Here is a 19,092-nt window from a genome sequence, read left to right on the forward strand (position 1 = left end):
TAGAACCGTAAATAATGATCAACAACATCTGGATACTTATTGGCAAAAAGTTAAATGGTGAAGCTTCGCCCGAAGAGTTACTTGAACTTGAGCAACTGTTGCAGCAACAGGAAGCAGCCGGTGTGTACCCAATGGATGGGCTGGAAGAGATCTGGAAAAATGACCAGCAAGCGGGCCAGGATGAAAAGCTGTTAAACAAATGGGATGCTTTTGAAGCCGAACTTGACGCTATTGAAGAAAAGGAAGCTGAAGAAGCTGCCCAGGTTATCGCAATTCAAACCAAAACAAAAAGAGCCCGGATCATTAAACTGGGATCGTTATTAGCTGCCGCATGTTTAATGCTGGGCGTATTTTGGTTTACCCGCAAAGAAACTATCCCCACTGGGAAATCTAACGAAATAACCGCTCCTAAAAACGGTATCAGTAAAATTCAACTGCCCGATGGAAGCCGTGTTTGGCTTAACATGGGCAGCAAGCTCACTTACAGCAATGATTTTGGTACCGATCAAAGAAGGGTAAACCTTGTTGGTGAGGCATTTTTTGATGTGGTTAAAGATCCTCAGCATCCTTTTGTAGTTACCACGCCAACAATCAGTGTCAGGGTGCTGGGTACTAAATTCAATGTGCGCTCATACAATAACGACAAAACATCTGAAGCGGCTTTGGTACGCGGAAAGATTGAGCTTACTGTTTTAAAAAATCCCGAAAAAAAGATCATCCTCAATCCCTCAGAAAAACTTACGATAATCAACAATCAGGAACCGCAAGCTAAAAGTAATATCCCTACCGATAGGATTGCCGAGGAAACGCCACTTATAGCACTGAGCCGTATTCATCAGGCTAAAAAAGACACGTTGCCATCTGAGGCTTTATGGCTTGAAAATAAACTGGCTTTTGATGCCGAGGATTTTGAAAACATAGCCCAAAAAATGGAGCGCAGATATAATGTGAATATTGTTTTTGAAAATGAGGACGTAAAAAAGCTGCGCTTTACCGGCAAGTTTGAAAAAGAACCAATTAACAAAGCTTTACTGTACCTGCAAAGGACAGCGGCGTTTCATTATAAAATAGACACTAACCAAATTGTAATTTATTAATTAATAAACCTTTATGATATAAGCCTATGCATAGAAAAGTATAAAACCTCTGGCCATAAAAAATGGGAAGATGTTCCCGCATCCCCCCATTATAATGTGGTACAAATTAACTACCAGTCCTTCTATAAACCCAATAGTTAAATAACCTTAATGCTAAATTATGAAAAAAAATGCACACCGCATTAACCCATTGCGGCTGAACCAATTTTTGAAAGTACTTCTTATGTTTAAATTTATCTGTATCCTGGTACTCGTCTCCTCGTTGCAGGCGTTTTCAAAAGGATATGGTCAGACCCGCATCAACGTAAATTTCCAAAACGTATCGCTGAAAAAGGCGCTGAAGGAAATTGAAAAGAAGTCTGACTATCGCTTTTTGTACAACGACGACATGTTGTTAAAAAACGACGTGCCCGCCAGTTTAAATACAAAAGATGCATCGCTTGAAGAGGTGATGAAAATTGTACTTAACAATACCAACCTGAGTTATACACTGAGCGATAATAACCTGGTTATCCTTACAGAAAAGGGCAAAGCGATGGCCCCTGGTACGGTAAACGGTAAAGTAACCGATGAGGGTGGTTTGCCAATGCCCGGAGTTACAGTAAAGGTAAAAGGAACGAATGTAAGCGCACAAACGGATGTGCAGGGTCGGTACAGCATAAACGTATCCGACGCTAACACAGATGGGGCAGTGCTTGTGTTTTCTTTTATTGGATATACCTCGCAGGAGGTGACCGTAAGCGGTAATTCGCTCATCAATGTGCAGTTAAAAGCAGCTTCAAACTCTTTGAACGAAGTAATTGTGGTTGGATACGGTACACAGAAAAAGGAAAACCTTACAGGCTCGGTTGCTGTGGTAAATCTTAAAGAAGCCAATAAACGCGTAACACCTGATGTTGCGAGGGCTTTACAAGGTCAGGTTGCGGGTGTACAGGTAAACGGCTCGGGCGTACCTGGCGAAGGTGTTTCTATCCGTGTACGTGGTGTAAGTTCGCTTAACAGTAACAATCCACTATTTATAATTGATGGTGTACCAACATTTGAGCCTTTTGATTTTCCCAATACTGATATTGAAAGTTTACAGGTTATTAAAGACGCATCGGCAGGTGCAATTTATGGGTTTCGTGGAGCCAATGGCGTAGTGATCATCACTACCAAAAAAGGCAAAAACGGACCAATGAAAATTAACTATAATGGTTACGCCGGTTTCCAGAAAAATCCTAAAACGTTATCCGTTACCGATAGGATAGGCTATCAGAAAATTGCCGATGCTGCTGAAACCAATGCGGGTTTATCTTTAGCGCCGGGCAATGATCCGTCATCAAGCAAATTTATCAGCAATGTAAATACCGACTGGCAAAAATCGGGTTTCAGAACAGGTTATACTCAAAGCCATGACCTTGGCCTATCAGGGGGTAATGATAATATGAGCTACAACGTTGCTTTTGATTATTTTAACCAAACCGGTACCACTGTATCAGGCCCGTCTTACACTCGTTATAACCTGAGCGGTAACATACAGGGTAAAAAAGGTATTGTATCTTTCGGTACCAAGTTCGCTTATACCGAAGGGGATTATAACAACCTGGCATATCCTCACTTACATGGTACCGGAAACCAGATAGTTGACCTGGTTACAGCTATTCCAACTATGCCTATTTATGATGCTAACCGTGTTGGTGGTTACGGCGGCGTTGACCAAAACACCCAAAGGGCTATTTCGCTCAATATTATCGGTGTAAATAACTTGTTGAACAGCACGGGGCAACGTAACCGGATGCTGGCATCGGCCTGGATGGAGGTGGAGATCATTAAAAATCTGAAATACCGTATTAGCGGAAGCTATGATCGCAACGATTTCAGAAATACTTATTTTGATCCTATTTATGATCTGGGGTGGTTTTATCCAAACACAACTGCTTACTACAGTGATGCCCGGGGTAATTATTATACTCAACTGATAGAGAATACGTTGAGCTATAAACTAAATTTTAAAAAGCATGATTTTGAGGTGCTTGCCGGTACAGCTTATCAAAAAACTGCCAATAGTAATTTAACCGGTGTAGCGTTAAATTTACCACAGCCTTATTTATTCGCACTGGATAATGTAAGCAATCCTGCTGATAAAGCTGCTTACAGCAACAGTGGTGTAATTAAGTTTTACTCGCCGATATTTGCGCGCCTCAATTATAACTATGACGACCGTTACTTGCTGACGTTTAATTACAGGCGCGATGGTAGTTCGCAGCTTACTCCCCAGCACCGTTATGGTAACTTTCCGGGAGCATCAGTTGGCTGGAATATCAATAAAGAGAAATTTCTACACCTGCCGGAAGTTATCACACAGTTAAAACTTAAAGCGGGATATGGAATATTGGGCAACATCAACGCTCTTGCCAATCCATATCCTTTTCAAACCATAGTAAACGGCAATGCGAGTTATGTGTTTGGTAATACGCTTGCGTCAGGAACAACACAAACACAGGTATTTGATCAAACTAACAAATGGGAGGGTAAAAAAACTACCAACATTGGTATTGATTTTAGCTTGTTTCATGATCAGCTTGCATTTTCATCTGAGTATTACATCAATAAAATTACCGGTGTATTGTTAGGTGTGCCAATTCCTGTTTCCGTAGGAGCTATTAACACACCGCTGGTTAACGCGGCATCATTTACCAATAAAGGTATTGAGTTTACGGTAACATATCGCAGTAAAGATACCGGGCCGTTTAACTATACAATCAGCGCCAATGCATCTACAGTTAAAAACAAAGTAACATCATTGGGCAATGGTGGCAACCCAATTTATGGGGCTTACAGTAAAACAGCTGTTGGTGGCGAAGTAGGCCAATTATACGCCTTTAAAACCGAAGGTATATTTAAAGATGCTGCTGATGTTGCTGCCCATGCCACCCAAACTGGTGCGGCTCCCGGCGACGTGAAGTTTGTTGATACCGACCATAATGGCATCATCAATGATAATGACCGTGTGTACTTAGGTTCCGCCATACCAAAACTTTATTATGGTTTTAACTTCAGCGCTAATTATAAAAACATTGATGCCTCAATATTTATACAGGGTAACTACGGCAGCAAAATTGCTAACGGTGTATACCAGGCCTTAATGACCGGCCAATACGGTAACCAAAGTACCGATGAGTTAAATTATTGGACACCAACTAATACCAATACTAATGTGCCGAGACCAATTATAGGCGACCCGAATGCGAACGGTCGTAACTCGGACAGGTTTATACAAAGCGCCTCGTATGCTCGTTTGCAAACTGCGCAATTGGGTTATACTGTGCCTTCGGCCATATTAAACCGTACCCATGTTTTCAGGAGTGTAAGGATCTACCTGTCGGGTCAAAACCTTTATACCATAACCAAATATAAAGGCTATGATCCTGATTTTATTAACGATGGTACCATTAACCGCGGTTTTGATTACGGTTCGTTCCCTAACCCACGCACTTTGCTGGTTGGTTTACAGGTTGGCTTATAATTATTGATAAACATTAAACATTAGTATAATGAAAAATATATTTAAAAAGACCGTAGTTACCGGTTTGGTACTATCGGCTTTTGCAATGGGTTGTAAAAAAAGTACTTTGGATACGGTAAATCCTAACGCGCAAACAACCCAAACATTCTGGCAAAACTCCAGCGATGCTGTAAAAGGGATTAATGCTGTATATGGCAGCTTAATTATAGATGGCTCATACATGCGCTTTTCGCCGATAGTAGAAAACACGAGGGGCGATGATGCTACAAGCTATAGCCCATGGGATCAGATCTATAACATGGGTAAGTTTAATATGCAAAGTACCGGCGATGGCGTACTGTTTTCATGGACAGCCTACTATCAGGGTATTTTACGTGCAAACGAAGTACTGAAATATGTGCCGGCCATCAACATGGATGCCGAATTGAAGAAACGTGTATTGGGGCAGGCCTATTTTCTGCGCGGCCTCTATTATTTTCACCTGGCCGATTTTTATAAAAACGTGCCCATGCCGTTGGTCCCTGCTGCATCAAGTGCCGATTATTTCCAAAAACAACAACCTCAGGATGTAGTTTGGGCACAGGTGATCAGCGATTTTAAAGCAGCTGAAGGCATGCTGCCAACAACGTACGCAGGCTTATCACCCGATGGGCAGATAGGTCGCGCTACAAAAGGTGCAGCAGCTGCATATCTGGGTAAAACATACCTGTTCACTAAAAAATATACTGAGGCAGCAGCCGAGTTTAAATCGGTAATTGATATGGGGCTTTATAGCCTTGTGCCTAATTACTATGATAACTTTTTTGCCAATAATGAAAACAATGCTGAGTCGATATTCGAAGTGCAGTTTTCAAGGGATGCCGGAGGTACCGATCTGGGCTGGGGTGGTGATCCATCATCAGGATGGGGACGTACATCGGCCCGTGCCATCACTTTTGGTGCAGCAAGTTTTGGCTTTACCGATGTGCAGCCAACGCCAGCATTGTATAACGAATATCTGCAGGAAAAAACAACCAGCGGAGGTATCGATCCACGTTTGGATGTAACCATGTACTACAACAAGCCGGGCGAAAAACTGTATAACCAGGATTTTGCAACCCGCTACGCTGGCAGCTCGTCATTAAACGCCCTCTTTTGCCATAAATATGAAAATGGTGATAGCGGTCAGGCTGATGAATATGACTGGAGATCGGGTATTAACGAAAGGTTGATGCGTTACGCCGATGTGCTGCTGATGTATGCCGAGTGTTTGAACGAATTAGGCACTACAAACGATGCTTATCAATACATTCAAATGGTGCGTAACCGTGTGGGGTTGCCCAACCTGGCTACCGTTAAACCGGGTATGAGCCAGACCGAAATGCGTGAGCAGATAGGCCACGAACGCTTCCTTGAATTTTCACTTGAGGGTCACAGGTTTGATGATATCCGTCGCTGGGGCTGGTTACAGGATGCCACTAAACTGGCCTGGCTTAAAGCGCGTGACCCGGAATTTAATACTTATACCCCGGGTAAGGAGTATTTGCCAATACCACTTACAGAGGTACAAACCAATGTTGGTTTGGTGCAGAATACGGGGTATTAACCCCACCCAACCCTCCCCTTCAGGGGAGGGCTAAAGAGTGAGTATAAAAAAGTGTCATTTCGATACAGCAAGAGGCCGGATTGAGGGGGGGAACGAAAGAGAAATCTTGTACGGCATACAAGGCAGATATGCAAAGTTTGCTAAGCATGTTGTATAAGATTTCTCACTATCGTTCGAAATGACATGGTTTTAGATAAGCAAGAGATGATCAAGATAATGACGAAAAAGAAAAGTTTACCCCTATACTTAATCGTGGCGCTGGCTGCGGCCATATTTTCCTGCTCAAAAAAGGAAACACCTGCGCCAACAACCACAAAAACGGATACTACCACCACCACACCGGTAACAAGCACCTTTGATATCAACAGCATCAGTGATACGTATGCCGATATAGCCGCTTTTACCTATTATCCTAAGTGGACGGTGTACAACGTGCATGATCCATCCATTAAAAAGTTTGGCGATTATTACTATTGCTATAGCACGGATGTGGCTTTTGGCACCGATGTAAGATCTGGCCTTCAAATTCGCCGGTCGAAGGATCTGGTGCAATGGGAATATGTGGGTTGGGTATTTTCATCATTACCCGCACAGGGTTCTGCTTATATTACCGGAAAGGGCGGCGCGCCTTATAATGCTTTGTGGGCTCCATATGTAATGAAGGTGGGTTCTGAATATAGGTTGTATTATTCGCTTTCATCGGCAACGGCACGTTTAAGTGTTATTGGCATGGCGACGGCTTCAGCTCCGGATGGTCCCTGGACAGAGAAAGGCATTGTAGTAACATCTGCCAATGATGCCAGTATCCAAACCAACGCTATTGATCCAACGGTGATTACTACAACCAGCGGCGAGCAGTATATGTACTACGGCTCGGCCTGGGACGGAATCTATATCTTGAAGCTTGATCCTTCAACCGGTTTGGCTGTTTCGCCAGGTGATAAAGGGAAACGCATAGCCAACCGCGGTTTCACCGGTGGTAAATATAACGGCAATATTGAAGGCGCCGAGGTGATCTACAATCCTGATCTGAAAAAGTATTTCCTGTTTATCAGTTATGATTGGCTGCAAACCAAGTACAACGTGAGGGTAGGGCGGGCCGATAGCCCGACAGGGCCATTTTATGATTATAACGGGCACGACGTTAATACCGATGAAGATCATGGTCCAATGATCGTGGCTCCGTATCAGTTTACCAATCAAAGCGGCTGGCAGGGCACAGGTCACTGTGCGGTGTTTGATAATGGCAGCGGGCAATATTACATGGCACACCAGGGCAGACCGGGGATCAACTCGTACTTTATGGATCTGCACGTTCGCAAAATATCCTGGACACCCGATGGCTGGCCGATAGTATCGCCCGAGCGCTACGCCAATGTTGCCCAAACAACCATAGCCTCAACCGATGTGGCAGGAACCTACGAAAAAATTACACTGAATTATCATGTTGTACCGGGATATGGTACCGAGCAAACCAATCCGGATTTCCAGGTGTCAACAACCTTTAAACTGGATGCTGCAGGTACTATTGACGGCAATGCGGCCGATAAATGGACCTTCACCACTCCGTGGCTCGAACTTAAATACAGCAGTGGTGACACTTATAAACTAAAAGTAGAGCGCGAGCGCGACTGGGAAAATAAAATAACATCAACGCTGATATTTACCGGTTTGGATAACCATGGCACCGCCATTTGGGGAAAGAGAAAACAATAGGTTTGTTTTTATATAGGTTGGTAGCCCTTCGGTTTAATTACTGAGGGGCTTTTTTGTTCGAATGGTAGTTTACCGCCTGTGTTTTTTAGTTGGGAGGTGTTGTTTTATGCCTTTGGATTGAAAATATTTTTCAGAATCCATTGTTTTTCTGTTACTTATTCGTATCTTGAAAATACCAAAATTAACCTGAGGTCTTATGAAAAGTGTAAAGCATATCCTGGCCCGTAAGGGGAGCAATGTTACTGCCGTACCTGCCGAAACTACTGTGTTTAATGTGTTAAAGTTGATGGCCGATAAAAATATAGGATCGGTAGTAGTTACCGAAAACGGCAGATACCTGGGGTTGATGACCGAGAGGGACTACTCCCGCAAAATTATCCTGATGGGCAAACACTCCGACGAAACTACCGCCGGCGAAATCATAAGCACCAACTTCCCGAGGATTACCCCCGAATCGTCTGTTGACGAATGTATGCTGATCATGAGCGAAAATAACATCAGGTATTTACCTGTGTTTGATGTGACCGATCAGTTATGTGGCATCATTTCGATGAGTGACGTGGTGTACGAAACTATCTATTCGCAGAGGGAAACTATCGAGCAATTGCATAGCTACATTCAGTCAACATAAGCTGCTGTTCACCAGGCTTCATTAAACTTAACCCAGTAAATATCATCCCATCCATTGCCGGGACTGTTAAGCAGCGCTTGTAATTGTTGGTAGGTTTTGGTTTGCCCGTTATCAAGCTGGCTGTTAATCCGGTTACTGGTAAAGATCAGGTATTTTTTGTCGGCGGTTACATAAGGGCAGTAATCAAGTGCTGCGCTGTTTATCGGTGCAGGCAGATGTTTGGCCGGAAGCCAGTTGCCTGATTTATCTTTACGGCTTATGTACAGGTCCCCATGCCCCAGGTCGTCGGCCCGGCCGTAGCAGCTAAATACAATGAATTGCTCATCCGGATCAATAAAAGCATTAAATTCATCGTATTTGGTATTCACATCTTCGGGCAGGCTTTCGGGCTTGGTGTAGCCCGCTGCTGTTGGCTTGCAAACCACGATGTCCTCACTGCCTTTGCCGTAATCGGCTTCTACGGTAAAATACAGATTGCCGTTTTTAGCCACGCTTGGGTAGTATTCACTTTTAGCAGAATTTACTTGCGGACCGAGGTTTTCAGGTTGTTTCCAGTTTTCGTTCTTACCGCGTTTAACCCGCCAAATATCAAAGTCTTTTTTGGCGACAGAGTCATTCAATGGCCTGTCTGACGAGAAATAAATGGTTTGGCCATCCGGCGAAAAGCTTGCCTCTAAGTCGCGGTAACGGCCGGAGAATGGTGCAACTTCGGGCTTGCCCCATTTGCCGTTTTTCTTTTGGATATGCAAAATTGTACTGGTTATAAAACGAGGCTGCTGTAGGGTAAAGAAAATTTCATCGCCCTGTGGCGAGATGGTAAAATCGCGGTTGCTCAGCCCATCAGTAAGGATATCTTGCGCAAACAGGCGTGGCGTATCGTTTGGAAGAGTGGCATCAGGATAGGTGATCTGTGCCAATCCACTAAAGGCAATCAGCATAAAAACACAAAGCGGAATTAATTTGCGATACACCATGATTATCAAATTTATAAGGTATGGATTACAGGCTTATCACCCCAACAGGGGGATATTGGGCTTTACATAAGTAAAATACAGTTTATTATTTATGTTTGTTAATCAAGATTCAATTTATGAAGGTTTTTATCGTGGCTATCGGTACGTTGATGTTGTCGGTATTGCCGGCCAAAAAACAACAATCGTTTGATACTTTTTGCAAAGATTTTGTAGTCGGCTACAACAGTTTGCATCTGCCGCAATTGGAGCTAAGCTACGTAAGCGGTTTGGAGCATATTGGTACCGTCGCCGACGTGCAAAAGCAACTGGACTTTTTTACAAAAGTTAAAACGGGTTTATCGGCTTTTAAGGCAGATCAATTAAATGAATCGGAAAAGGTAGATTATGAGCTGATCAATTATGAAACCGGTCTCAACCTGGAACGAATTACTCTTGAACAGGACTGGTTGAAAAACAGACCGGTAGCTGTTCCAACAAACGGTATCATCGATATCCCCAACGGAAAAGCCTGGTATGCCTACCTGCTTAAACGATGGACAAGCGCCAATGCTACTCCAGATGAAATTTACCAGTTTGGATTATCTGAAATTAGTCGCGTTCAAAAACATATCGAAGCTATCCGGCTGCAAACCGGTTTAAGCGAGGAGAATTTTTATAAACACCTCAATGATCCTTCCTTTTTTATCAGCGATCCGAAAGTGGTGCAGCAATCGTTCGAAAATACCAGGGAGATCATTTATACTGGCCTGCCCCAACTGTTTAATAACACCAATATCGCTCCGCTAAAAATTGAGAAAGGCGAAAGCCGGCAATTAGCTCAAACGCCCGGCTATTATGATAGTAATGTATTTTACTACAACCTTTTTGATAAGCCCTACAATAAACGCCAGGTCGACTGGCTTTTTATTCATGAAGGTGTTCCCGGGCATCATTATCAGGCCAGTATCGAGGCTCAAACCAAGACATCGGCAGTACAACAGCTGTTTTATTACATGGGGTTTGCTGAAGGCTGGGGGGCTTATACAGAAGAGTTAGGCAAACAACTTGGTGTATACAAAACACCTTATGATGAACTGGGCAAATGGGAGTGGGACATAGTGCGTTCTGTTCGCGTACCGCTGGATGTTGCCCTAAATTATTACGGCTGGACAGATGAGCAGGCACTGGCCTTCTGGAAAAAGAATATCCGCGGACAGGATGACATTGCCATGCGCGAGATAGCCCGCATGCGCCGCTGGCCGGCACAGGTTGTTACCTACAAATATGGAGCATTGCAAATATTGCACTGGAAAGAAGAACTACAACAAAAGCAAGGGGCCAAATTTAATATCAGGGATTTCCATTCACGCGTACTTGACCACGGCTCGCTGCCACTGTTTATGGTGAAGGAAAATGTGTTTAAAAAAGGTTAAAACCCTTTGTTCAATAACTCCTGGTAACAATCAATATACTGGCCTACATGAATACCATCAACCAAAGCATGGTTTACATGGATAGATACCGGCATGGTGCGCTTGCCATGATGTTCGGTCATTTTACCAAAGGAAATTTTTGGGCAGCTATCCACAAATGAAAATATACGCGCGTGTGACAACGAGGTAAAGTTGATCCACGGCAGTGACGAATAACGGATTACATTGTTTAAAGCTTTACGCTCAAGCAGGTTGTTGCTTTGTACGCGCTCAATTTCTTTGTTTGCGTCGCGGGCGAAATCTTCAAACAAAGGATGAAAAGGCCATTCGCCAAAGCCAAATGTGCCGTTAGCCCTTGGAACTGTTGAACTGGCGTCAATCCGGTCGTAAATAAAAACTTCGTTGTCTTCCATACGGTATTTAAACGGCTCAATAATTTGCGATGCGGCTAACGACTGGTACATGGTGTAAAGGAAAAACGAGAGACTGTTATCCTTTACAAACTTATAAGCGGCAGTTACGTCAATATTTACGTTTACGCCGTAATAGGGCTCTTCAAACTGTTCTGATCCAGTTTTCAATATCTACTTGTTGTTTCATAACTATTGCAGCTGCAATATTAAGGATATTAAGTTGTAAGTTAGAAGTACTAAGTTTTAAGCTAGAATCTGCTTTTTGACTTAAGGCTTATGACTACGGACTAATTTTTAACTTAACTTAGGGAAATACTAATCTGCCTTCAAATGTCATCTGCAATAAATAATATCCAAAATCAAAAAGCTGAAGTTTTTAAAGTCCTGCATGAGCGCGATGGTTTATTTATTATCCCCAACCCCTGGGACGCTGGTTCGGCCAAAATTTTAACCGGCTTAGGTTTTGAGGCTTTTACCACTACAAGTGCCGGGTTGGCTTACGCACTTGGCCGTCCGGATGGGCACGCCCTGGTTAGTCTTAACGAAACACTTGATAACGCCCGCGCTATTATCAATGCCACTCATTTACCGGTAGCTGCCGATTTGGAGAATGGTTTTGGCGATACACCGGAAATCTGTGCCGAAACAATTTTAGCCGCGGCCGGCGTGGGGTTAGTTGGTGGTTCGATAGAAGATGCCACGGGGAATGATCAGGATCCAATTTACAATTTCGACCTTTCGGTTGCACGTGTAAAGGCTGCTGTTGAGGCGGCGCAAAGTCTGCCTATTCATTTTACCTTGACTGCCCGGGCCGAAAATTTGATCCACGGGAAAATAGACCTGCAGGATACCATCAGGCGACTGGTTGCCTATGCCGATGCCGGGGCCGACGTGCTTTTTGCGCCGGGACTTAAAACAAGAGAGCAAATAAGTGAAGTGGTAAAAGCTGTTGCACCTAAACCCGTGAATATTGTGCTTGGCGCTGCCGGTTTTGATATCAGCTTTAATGAACTTGGCGATCTGGGCGTAAAAAGGGTAAGCCTTGGTTCTGCATTGGCGAGGGCGGCTTTGGGCGCTTTTCAGCGTGCTGCTATTGAGATTGCACAGGGCGGTTATAGTTTTGTGGATAATGCCATGCCTTATTCGGATTTAAATAGGATTTTTGGGAAATAATTCAATCCACTTATTTGCTTCAATATCGATGGTTTTTGAACTGTTTTGACTTTTGGTCATGCCATAACCTGGTAATTTTCAGCATGTAAAACCGGTTCGTATCGAAATATCAAAATACCATTTGGTATATTGTTATATCTTTGCGCCGATTTTAATAAAACCATCATGTTAAACAGAGTAGTTATAACAGGTCTGGGCGCATTGACTCCGCTTGGAAATAATGTAAAAACTTATTGGCAAAACTTAGTTGCCGGTAAAAGTGGTGCCGCAACTATCACCCGTTTTGATGCATCATTGTTCCGTACGCAATTTGCCTGCGAACTGAAAGATTTCAATATTACAGATCACCTGGATAAAGCCGAACTAAAACGTACCGATACCTTTACCCAATATGCACTTGTGGTAGCCGATGAAGCTATCAAAGATTCGGGGTTTGATTTGAGCAAAATGGACCCCTTTGATGTTGGCATCATCTGGGGCAGCGGACAAGGCGGTATGGAGACTTTTGAGGAACAGGTAACTGAATATGCGAGAGGTAACGGACAGCCAAGGTTTAGCCCTTTCTTTGTACCTAAGTTCATTTCTAATATGGCTTCGGGCATGATCTCTATCCGTAATGGTTTTATGGGGATCAATTATACCACCGTTTCGGCCTGTGCTACCTCTAATACTGCTATTATGGATGCTTTTAACTACATCCGTTTAGGTAAGGCTAAAATCATTGTTACAGGAGGTTCGGAAGCGCCTATTACGCCGGCTTCTATTGGCGGATTTAGCTCGATGAAAGCGATGTCGGGCCGTAATAACGACCCGCAGCATGCCTCAAGGCCATTTGATATCGACCGTGATGGTTTTGTTATGGGCGAAGGCGCTGGTGCCCTGGTATTGGAAGATTATGATCATGCCGTTGCCCGCGGCGCACATATTTACGCAGAGGTAACCGGGGCATCAATGACTGCCGATGCTTACCACATGACTGCAACACATCCTGAAGGTCTTGGGGCTGCCCGTGCTATGCAACAGGCGCTTACTGAATCAAGCTTAAGCATTGAAGATGTTGACTACCTGAATATGCATGCCACCTCGACCCCGGTTGGCGACTTGTCTGAGATTAACGCTTTGCTTGCTGTTACAAAAGGTAAAGAAACAAACACCATTATCGGTTCAACCAAATCAATGACCGGTCACCTGCTTGGTGCTGCCGGTGCTATTGAAGCTATCGCTGCTATAAAATCAATCGAAAACCAAATTATACCGCCAACAATCAATACCACAACTTTGGATCCTGCGATTCCGGACACATTGAAGTTTGTATTGAAAGATGCCATCGACCATAAAGTAAAAGTAGCCATGAGCAATACTTTTGGCTTTGGCGGGCATAACGGAATAGTAGTATTTAAGGCGGTTTAAAAACCGTTAAAGACTTACGAAGTTTTTAAAACTTCGTAAGTCTTGTTTATACTGTTACGGCAGCAGTTTCCAGGTTTTAAGTTCGCCTTTTATCACTACCATAATTTTGTTGGTTACCATCCGGTTCAGGATCACCTTGGCGCCTATCCACAACAGGCTTTTGGTAAGCCAGCCAAGGTCTGCTACATTGAGCATAATGGTCTGGATTCTATCTTTTAAGCCACCGCTAAACCTGTCAATATCCTGTTCTTTAATAGTGGGCCAGTTGTTCCCCGAACTGAACTTGATATCGGGGAATTTAATGTCATTCTCAAATACAGGGATGATCTGGTAGCTATCACTTTGGGTTGATTTATACTTAGCTTTATCAGCATTGGCATAACCATCAACAAATATCGGATTAGTTGTAAGCGCCTTAGCCGGTATGGTAAAGTAATCGCGTAAAAAGATTTTGCAGTTGTGCCGCCCTAAAAAGAAATCATGTACCCTGAACTCTTTATTTAAAAATCCGCTAAACCCGCTTAGCGCACCGCATGCTATGGCTTGTTCGCCGGTTAGGTCGGTTGATTTACCATCCGGCGTATCTACCCTTCGCGATGGTGTGATCAGGTACTGACCTGCGCAATCTTCGTCCATAGCATCTTTAATGTTAACAGCCTTTGAGCGCATTTGCGACAGCATGGACGACAGGGTTAAGCCCACTACATTTGATATAGCCCTTGATTGCGAGATTGGGGTTGGTGCCTGGGTAGGGAATGGCTCAATCATCAGCACCGTTGAAATAAACTTGTTAAAGTTATTGTAATCTGTATCGGGCTGGCCGGTAAGGTCGTCCAAAACGCTTCTGACTTTATCAAAAGGTTCGTTATTGATCATACCGCCGTCAACATTCAGCGTTTGATATGCGCCGGCATCAATAGGGCTATTAGTAAGGTAATTGCTGAGCCATGGGTTATTGTTAACATATTGGGCATCACGTTTAACTATGCGCGATTGCAGGCCAACAGGAAAAGCACCGGTAGCCATGGCGGCGTCGGCAGCTATATCAGTGTTGACTTTATTTTTCAGATCCAGCGGCATCCAACCGTCGTTATGCCCGGCAATAGCATTTTCGGTTAGCTGAAAACATGCGTAATCATTATGGATGCGCATATTATATTTGGTACGCTGCAGCGATGAGGTGTTAAACGGAACGTTGTAGGCGTAGCCTTGAAGATTGGTAAGCGTAGTAAAGATCTTTAAACCAGGTTTGATATAGGCCGGTGTAGGCTGCCATTGTTTCGGATCGGCAGAAACAACGCGCTTAGCAACATCATTGATAAAATCGGAGTTGAGGGCCGATATTACGCCAGAGTTTTTGATGTCGGATGTATCAAGCATTTTCGAGAACATATCAGCCTGAACAAGATCGACCCAGGAGTGGTAAAGTTTATTTTCAGGGTGTTCGGCTAAAATATCGCCCGATGGTTTGTCGATATGGGTTATAGGGTTATTGAGCGATGAAGCTGCCATGATACTGGTCATACCACCTGCCGATGCGCCGCCCATTACCGGAATCTGCACCCTATGAGATGGAACGCCGGGCTGGCCGCGACGCTTGTCCCATTCGGTCAATGCCTGTAGAAGATAATCGATAACACCTGCTGTATAAGCTCCGGCAGATACGGCGCCGGCCATACAAAGTCCTACATAAAATACTTGCTGATCTGAAGTTTTATCTGCTGCCATGAGATAGATGTTAGGTTGGGTTGTGAAATTTATAAAAAGGATGCTGTAAAGCGGTACGTAAAAATACGTTAGTTGATAGCGGGTTTTACCCAATTACATAGCTTTATCGGCCTTTTGCGGTTTAGGTTGTTCCCTGGGTTTAAGTTCCTGATCAATAAGTTGTTGTTCAAAGTTTTTTTCGTCTTTGCGGTCGGTTTTAACTATCCCTACTATTAATGTTATTAACAGGGCTATTACAATGCCTACTGTAAAATAATTGACTTGCATGTTTATATGTTTGGTTAACTAAATTTAACCGGGCTGTATTAACTGGCGATTAAATTTGAGTGTGTAATAAAACCTGTTGATCCTGAGTTTTAAGGGAAATAATGGCAATTAAACCAATTACACTATGCAAACTCAGGTAGCGGCTGTTACTATTGCTGTTAAAGATCTCGACGCTATCAAAGCATTTTATATCCAGAAAATTGGGTGGCAAATTCTTGCTGAAAACGAAAGGCTGATAATGTTAAAGCTTGATAATTTGGTACTCACACTATGTAGTGAGCTATTTTTTGCAGAGTATACAAATATAAGCAATAATGATGGGAGTAAACGTTTTTATCTTACCATAAATCTTGCCTCAAAGACCGATGTTGATAGAACAATAGCCCAATTAGATCAAGCGGGCGTGCAAATACAAAAGCAGCCTGCCGAAACATTTGGGGAGGCTATGCCGGTTTTATTGCCGATCCGGAAGGTAATTGCTGGGAGATCTGTTATAATCCCTATACGCAGGTTTAGCCAATCGGGTTTTGTTAGATTCCATTTAGAGGTAATGTAAACCAAAAAGTGCTGCCTTTACCAACTTCGCTTTCAACACCCATTTGGCCACCATGGCGGTCAATGATCTCGGCACTGATGTATAAACCAAGTCCGAGGCCTGAGTACTGAATTCCTGAGGTGTCAACCCTATAGTACCGCTCAAATAAATGCGGGATTTTATCGGCCGGAATACCTTTGCCGAAATCCTGAATAGATATTTTGGCTTCGCCATCCTGTTTGGTAATGTTGATGATGATATGATTGCTTTCGGGTGCGTATTTAACTGCGTTGTTCACGAAATTAACAACAACCTGGTCAATTCGTTGCCTATCGGCAAATAGCAGAAGTTCGGTATCTCCGGTGAGCTCTAATTCATGCGTACCTGCAAGCCTGATATGATCACAACATTCATTGATCATTTGCGCAGCGGGGAAATGTGTTTTATGTAACGATAGCTGTCCGGCCGTTATTTTTGATACATTGAGCAAACTATCAACCAATTGCTGCATCTTATTTAAGCTGCTGTTGCCGCGGTTAATAAACTGGGGGATCTTATCAGATGAAGGATCAACCTTGATCAGCCTGTCCAGCAATTGCATCGATGCTTTGATCGATGTCATTGGCGTTTTTAGCTCATGGCTGGCTACGCTGATAAAATCGTCTTTTTGCTGTTGCAAATGTTTAAAATCGGTAATATCCAGCAAAGTGCCCAAGATACGTAATGGCTTGTTTACTGAACCGTAATAAACCTTGCCCTGCGCCCTTATCCAGCGTATAGAGCCATTAGGCCAGATAATCCTTGCCTCATAAAACAACTTTCCGGTGGTGAGAGCCGTTTTATGTGCGTTATTGCGCAATTCAACATCATCGGGATGCAGCGCTTTTAAAAATAAATTGCGCGGTGCATTAGGACCAACACCAAAAATAATGTTAAACCTTTCAGATGTAAGGATCTCATCAGTAACCAAATCGAGGTCAAAGGTGCCAATTTCGGCGGCTTCAACTGCAAGCCTTGCCCTTTCTTCGGCTTCTTCAATTTTACGCCGGGCAAAAAACTTTTCAGTTACGTCAATAGCGATGACCATAATAGCGCTGATTTCGCCGTCAAAACCTCTGATGGGCTCGTATACAAAATCAACAAACACCATTTCTGGTATCCCATTGCGTACCAGTAATAATTTATGTTCTTTGGCAGTAATTGGCCGGCCTGTTTCAATAACATTGTCCATTACGGGGCCGTATAGATCTGCAGCCTCCGGTATGGCGTCCCAAATGCCCCGGTTTTCCATTTCTGCACGTTTTCGGCCAACAAGCTCAAGGTATGAATCGTTAACTACTTCAATTACCAGGTTATCACTGTTAACAATGCAGATGCCTATCGGCGCCTGTTTCACCATGTTATACAAAGTATGCCGGCTCTCTTCCATAGCCTGCCGTGCATGCTCTATTTCGGTAACATCGGTCGAGAAACAAATAACACCCACAATTTTTCCCTGTGTGTTACGCACAGCCTGAAAGGTAAACTTGTAATAACTGATTTGCCGCTTTCCGTTAATTATAAATTCAGCCGGCTCATTGTTACCGTAGTAGGTTTCGCCGGTATGGTACACCTCGCTTATCTGGCTGCTGAATGGCTGGCCATCGAGGTCGGGCAGTGCTTCATCAAACGGTTTTCCAATTACTGTTTTGTCCTTCCCCCATGCTTTTAGGGCAGCTTCGTTGGCTATGGCTATAAGCTTATCCTTACCCATACACATGTATACTGGAAAGGGTGATGCCTCAACAATACTTCGGAAAAAGTTTTCGGTAGGTTCCAAGTTGCAGTGGGGGTTTTATAGGTGAACGACGCTCTCAAAAATAAAAATATTTTCGTATAGATTTAAATATCCATGCAGGTTCTGGTATTGTTTATCGATAATTAAAGAATTATCTGAAAAAGGCTTGCGATTAGATATTCACTGCTAAAAATGTGCGAAAAATGAACTTGATAGGCGAAAAACACCTGCTTGCTGTTTAGGTAGCTATGAGCCCCTGCAACCGGGTTGCTTAGGTGTGATGTGCATATTTTTTTGATGAAACCCTGCCCACATTTGATCAAAAAATATCACAGATGAAAAATAAATTTTTATTGGCATGTATAGTAGGGTTATTATCTGCCAGCACCATTTATGGCCGGCCAACAGCCGAAACTGAGTATACCAGTGTGATCCGCGATTTCATTGACAGCCATATGACCTCTAACTTCAGGAAATTAAAATCAATAATGAGCGAAAATTCTGTATTGAAGATCCCCCGCGGTGAAAAGGTACTTGTACAGGAAAAAGACGACCTGGTAAGCATGATGAAAAAGGACGCCGGCACACAACAAAACTGTGCGTCAAGCTATGAGGTATTAGCCAAAAGCGATGCTATGGTGATTGCCCGGGTTGATTTTAATTATGAAAACTGTTCGCAGCATGATTACCTGATCATCGAAAAAAATGATAAACAGGACTGGAAAATTACCCAGGTTTGTAAAATGTTTGAGGATATAAAAACGCCTTTAACCAACGATAATTCTGTTGTAGCTAAAAACTAAATTTTACTTCCTTAACTCATAATAATTAATCACCCTATTGGGGTGATTTTTTTTATTTTAATT

The 19,092-nt window shown here is 43.3% G+C and carries 15 protein-coding genes; 10 read left to right on the top strand and 5 right to left on the bottom strand.

Annotated elements, in window-relative coordinates; all coding sequences use genetic code 11:
- Positions 1-14: 14 nt before the first annotated feature.
- The 5 genes from ACEN9X_RS21255 (at position 15) to ACEN9X_RS21275 (ending at position 8,537) form a co-directional block, all read left to right on the top strand.
- The gene (locus ACEN9X_RS21255; RefSeq protein WP_413667045.1) at positions 15-1,097 is read left to right on the top strand and encodes a FecR family protein; all 1,083 of its coding nucleotides are present in this window, start codon (positions 15-17) and stop codon (positions 1,095-1,097) included.
- A 160-nt stretch (positions 1,098-1,257) separates the two neighbouring features.
- Complete coding sequence (locus tag ACEN9X_RS21260) at positions 1,258-4,605, top strand: SusC/RagA family TonB-linked outer membrane protein (protein WP_413667046.1); 3,348 nt, start codon at positions 1,258-1,260, stop codon at positions 4,603-4,605.
- Positions 4,606-4,633: 28 nt separating this feature from the next.
- Complete coding sequence (locus ACEN9X_RS21265; RefSeq protein WP_413667047.1) at positions 4,634-6,190, top strand: RagB/SusD family nutrient uptake outer membrane protein; 1,557 nt, start codon at positions 4,634-4,636, stop codon at positions 6,188-6,190.
- Positions 6,191-6,406: 216 nt separating this feature from the next.
- Positions 6,407-7,906, top strand: a complete 1,500-nt coding sequence (locus tag ACEN9X_RS21270) for an arabinan endo-1,5-alpha-L-arabinosidase (RefSeq protein WP_413667048.1) — start codon at positions 6,407-6,409, stop codon at positions 7,904-7,906.
- Between the two features lie 196 nt (positions 7,907-8,102).
- The gene (locus tag ACEN9X_RS21275; protein ID WP_413667049.1) at positions 8,103-8,537 is read left to right on the top strand and encodes a CBS domain-containing protein; all 435 of its coding nucleotides are present in this window, start codon (positions 8,103-8,105) and stop codon (positions 8,535-8,537) included.
- Positions 8,538-8,545: 8 nt separating this feature from the next.
- On the opposite strand, the gene ACEN9X_RS21280 is transcribed toward ACEN9X_RS21275, so the two are convergent.
- Complete coding sequence (locus tag ACEN9X_RS21280; protein WP_413667050.1) at positions 8,546-9,511, bottom strand: hypothetical protein; 966 nt, start codon at positions 9,509-9,511, stop codon at positions 8,546-8,548.
- 116 nt (positions 9,512-9,627) lie between these two features.
- Here ACEN9X_RS21280 and ACEN9X_RS21285 point away from each other — a divergent pair, with 116 nt between their 5' ends.
- Positions 9,628-10,923, top strand: coding sequence for a DUF885 domain-containing protein (locus ACEN9X_RS21285; protein WP_413667051.1), 1,296 nt, complete (start codon positions 9,628-9,630; stop codon positions 10,921-10,923).
- Here the strand turns inward: ACEN9X_RS21285 and ACEN9X_RS21290 are convergent.
- Positions 10,920-11,504, bottom strand: a complete 585-nt coding sequence (locus tag ACEN9X_RS21290) for a CatA-like O-acetyltransferase (RefSeq protein WP_413667052.1) — start codon at positions 11,502-11,504, stop codon at positions 10,920-10,922. The genes ACEN9X_RS21285 and ACEN9X_RS21290 overlap by 4 nt on opposite strands.
- A gap of 162 nt (positions 11,505-11,666) precedes the next feature.
- Between ACEN9X_RS21290 and ACEN9X_RS21295 the strand changes: the two genes are divergently transcribed.
- Positions 11,667-12,509 (top strand): isocitrate lyase/PEP mutase family protein, encoded by an 843-nt coding sequence (locus ACEN9X_RS21295; RefSeq protein WP_413667053.1) that lies wholly within the window; start codon positions 11,667-11,669, stop codon positions 12,507-12,509.
- 165 nt (positions 12,510-12,674) lie between these two features.
- The gene (fabF, locus tag ACEN9X_RS21300) at positions 12,675-13,919 is read left to right on the top strand and encodes a beta-ketoacyl-ACP synthase II (protein ID WP_413667054.1); all 1,245 of its coding nucleotides are present in this window, start codon (positions 12,675-12,677) and stop codon (positions 13,917-13,919) included.
- Positions 13,920-13,973: 54 nt separating this feature from the next.
- Here the strand turns inward: fabF and ACEN9X_RS21305 are convergent, their stop codons facing one another.
- Positions 13,974-15,647 carry a patatin-like phospholipase family protein gene (locus ACEN9X_RS21305; RefSeq protein WP_413667055.1) on the bottom strand — a complete coding sequence of 558 codons (1,674 nt, stop codon included), beginning with the start codon at positions 15,645-15,647 and terminating at the stop codon, positions 13,974-13,976.
- Positions 15,648-15,740: 93 nt separating this feature from the next.
- The gene (locus ACEN9X_RS21310) at positions 15,741-15,914 is read right to left on the bottom strand and encodes a hypothetical protein (RefSeq protein WP_413667056.1); all 174 of its coding nucleotides are present in this window, start codon (positions 15,912-15,914) and stop codon (positions 15,741-15,743) included.
- A gap of 124 nt (positions 15,915-16,038) precedes the next feature.
- Here ACEN9X_RS21310 and ACEN9X_RS21315 point away from each other — a divergent pair, with 124 nt between their 5' ends.
- Complete coding sequence (locus ACEN9X_RS21315) at positions 16,039-16,470, top strand: VOC family protein (protein WP_413667057.1); 432 nt, start codon at positions 16,039-16,041, stop codon at positions 16,468-16,470.
- On the opposite strand, the gene ACEN9X_RS21320 is transcribed toward ACEN9X_RS21315, so the two are convergent.
- The gene (locus ACEN9X_RS21320) at positions 16,445-18,268 is read right to left on the bottom strand and encodes an ATP-binding protein (RefSeq protein WP_413667058.1); all 1,824 of its coding nucleotides are present in this window, start codon (positions 18,266-18,268) and stop codon (positions 16,445-16,447) included. The genes ACEN9X_RS21315 and ACEN9X_RS21320 overlap by 26 nt on opposite strands.
- A gap of 293 nt (positions 18,269-18,561) precedes the next feature.
- On the opposite strand from ACEN9X_RS21320, the gene ACEN9X_RS21325 reads away from it, so the two are divergent.
- The gene (locus ACEN9X_RS21325) at positions 18,562-19,029 is read left to right on the top strand and encodes a nuclear transport factor 2 family protein (protein ID WP_413667059.1); all 468 of its coding nucleotides are present in this window, start codon (positions 18,562-18,564) and stop codon (positions 19,027-19,029) included.
- Positions 19,030-19,092: the final 63 nt, after the last annotated feature.

The sequence above is a fragment of the Mucilaginibacter sp. Mucisp86 genome, assembly GCF_047324315.1.
Taxonomy (GTDB): domain Bacteria; phylum Bacteroidota; class Bacteroidia; order Sphingobacteriales; family Sphingobacteriaceae; genus Mucilaginibacter.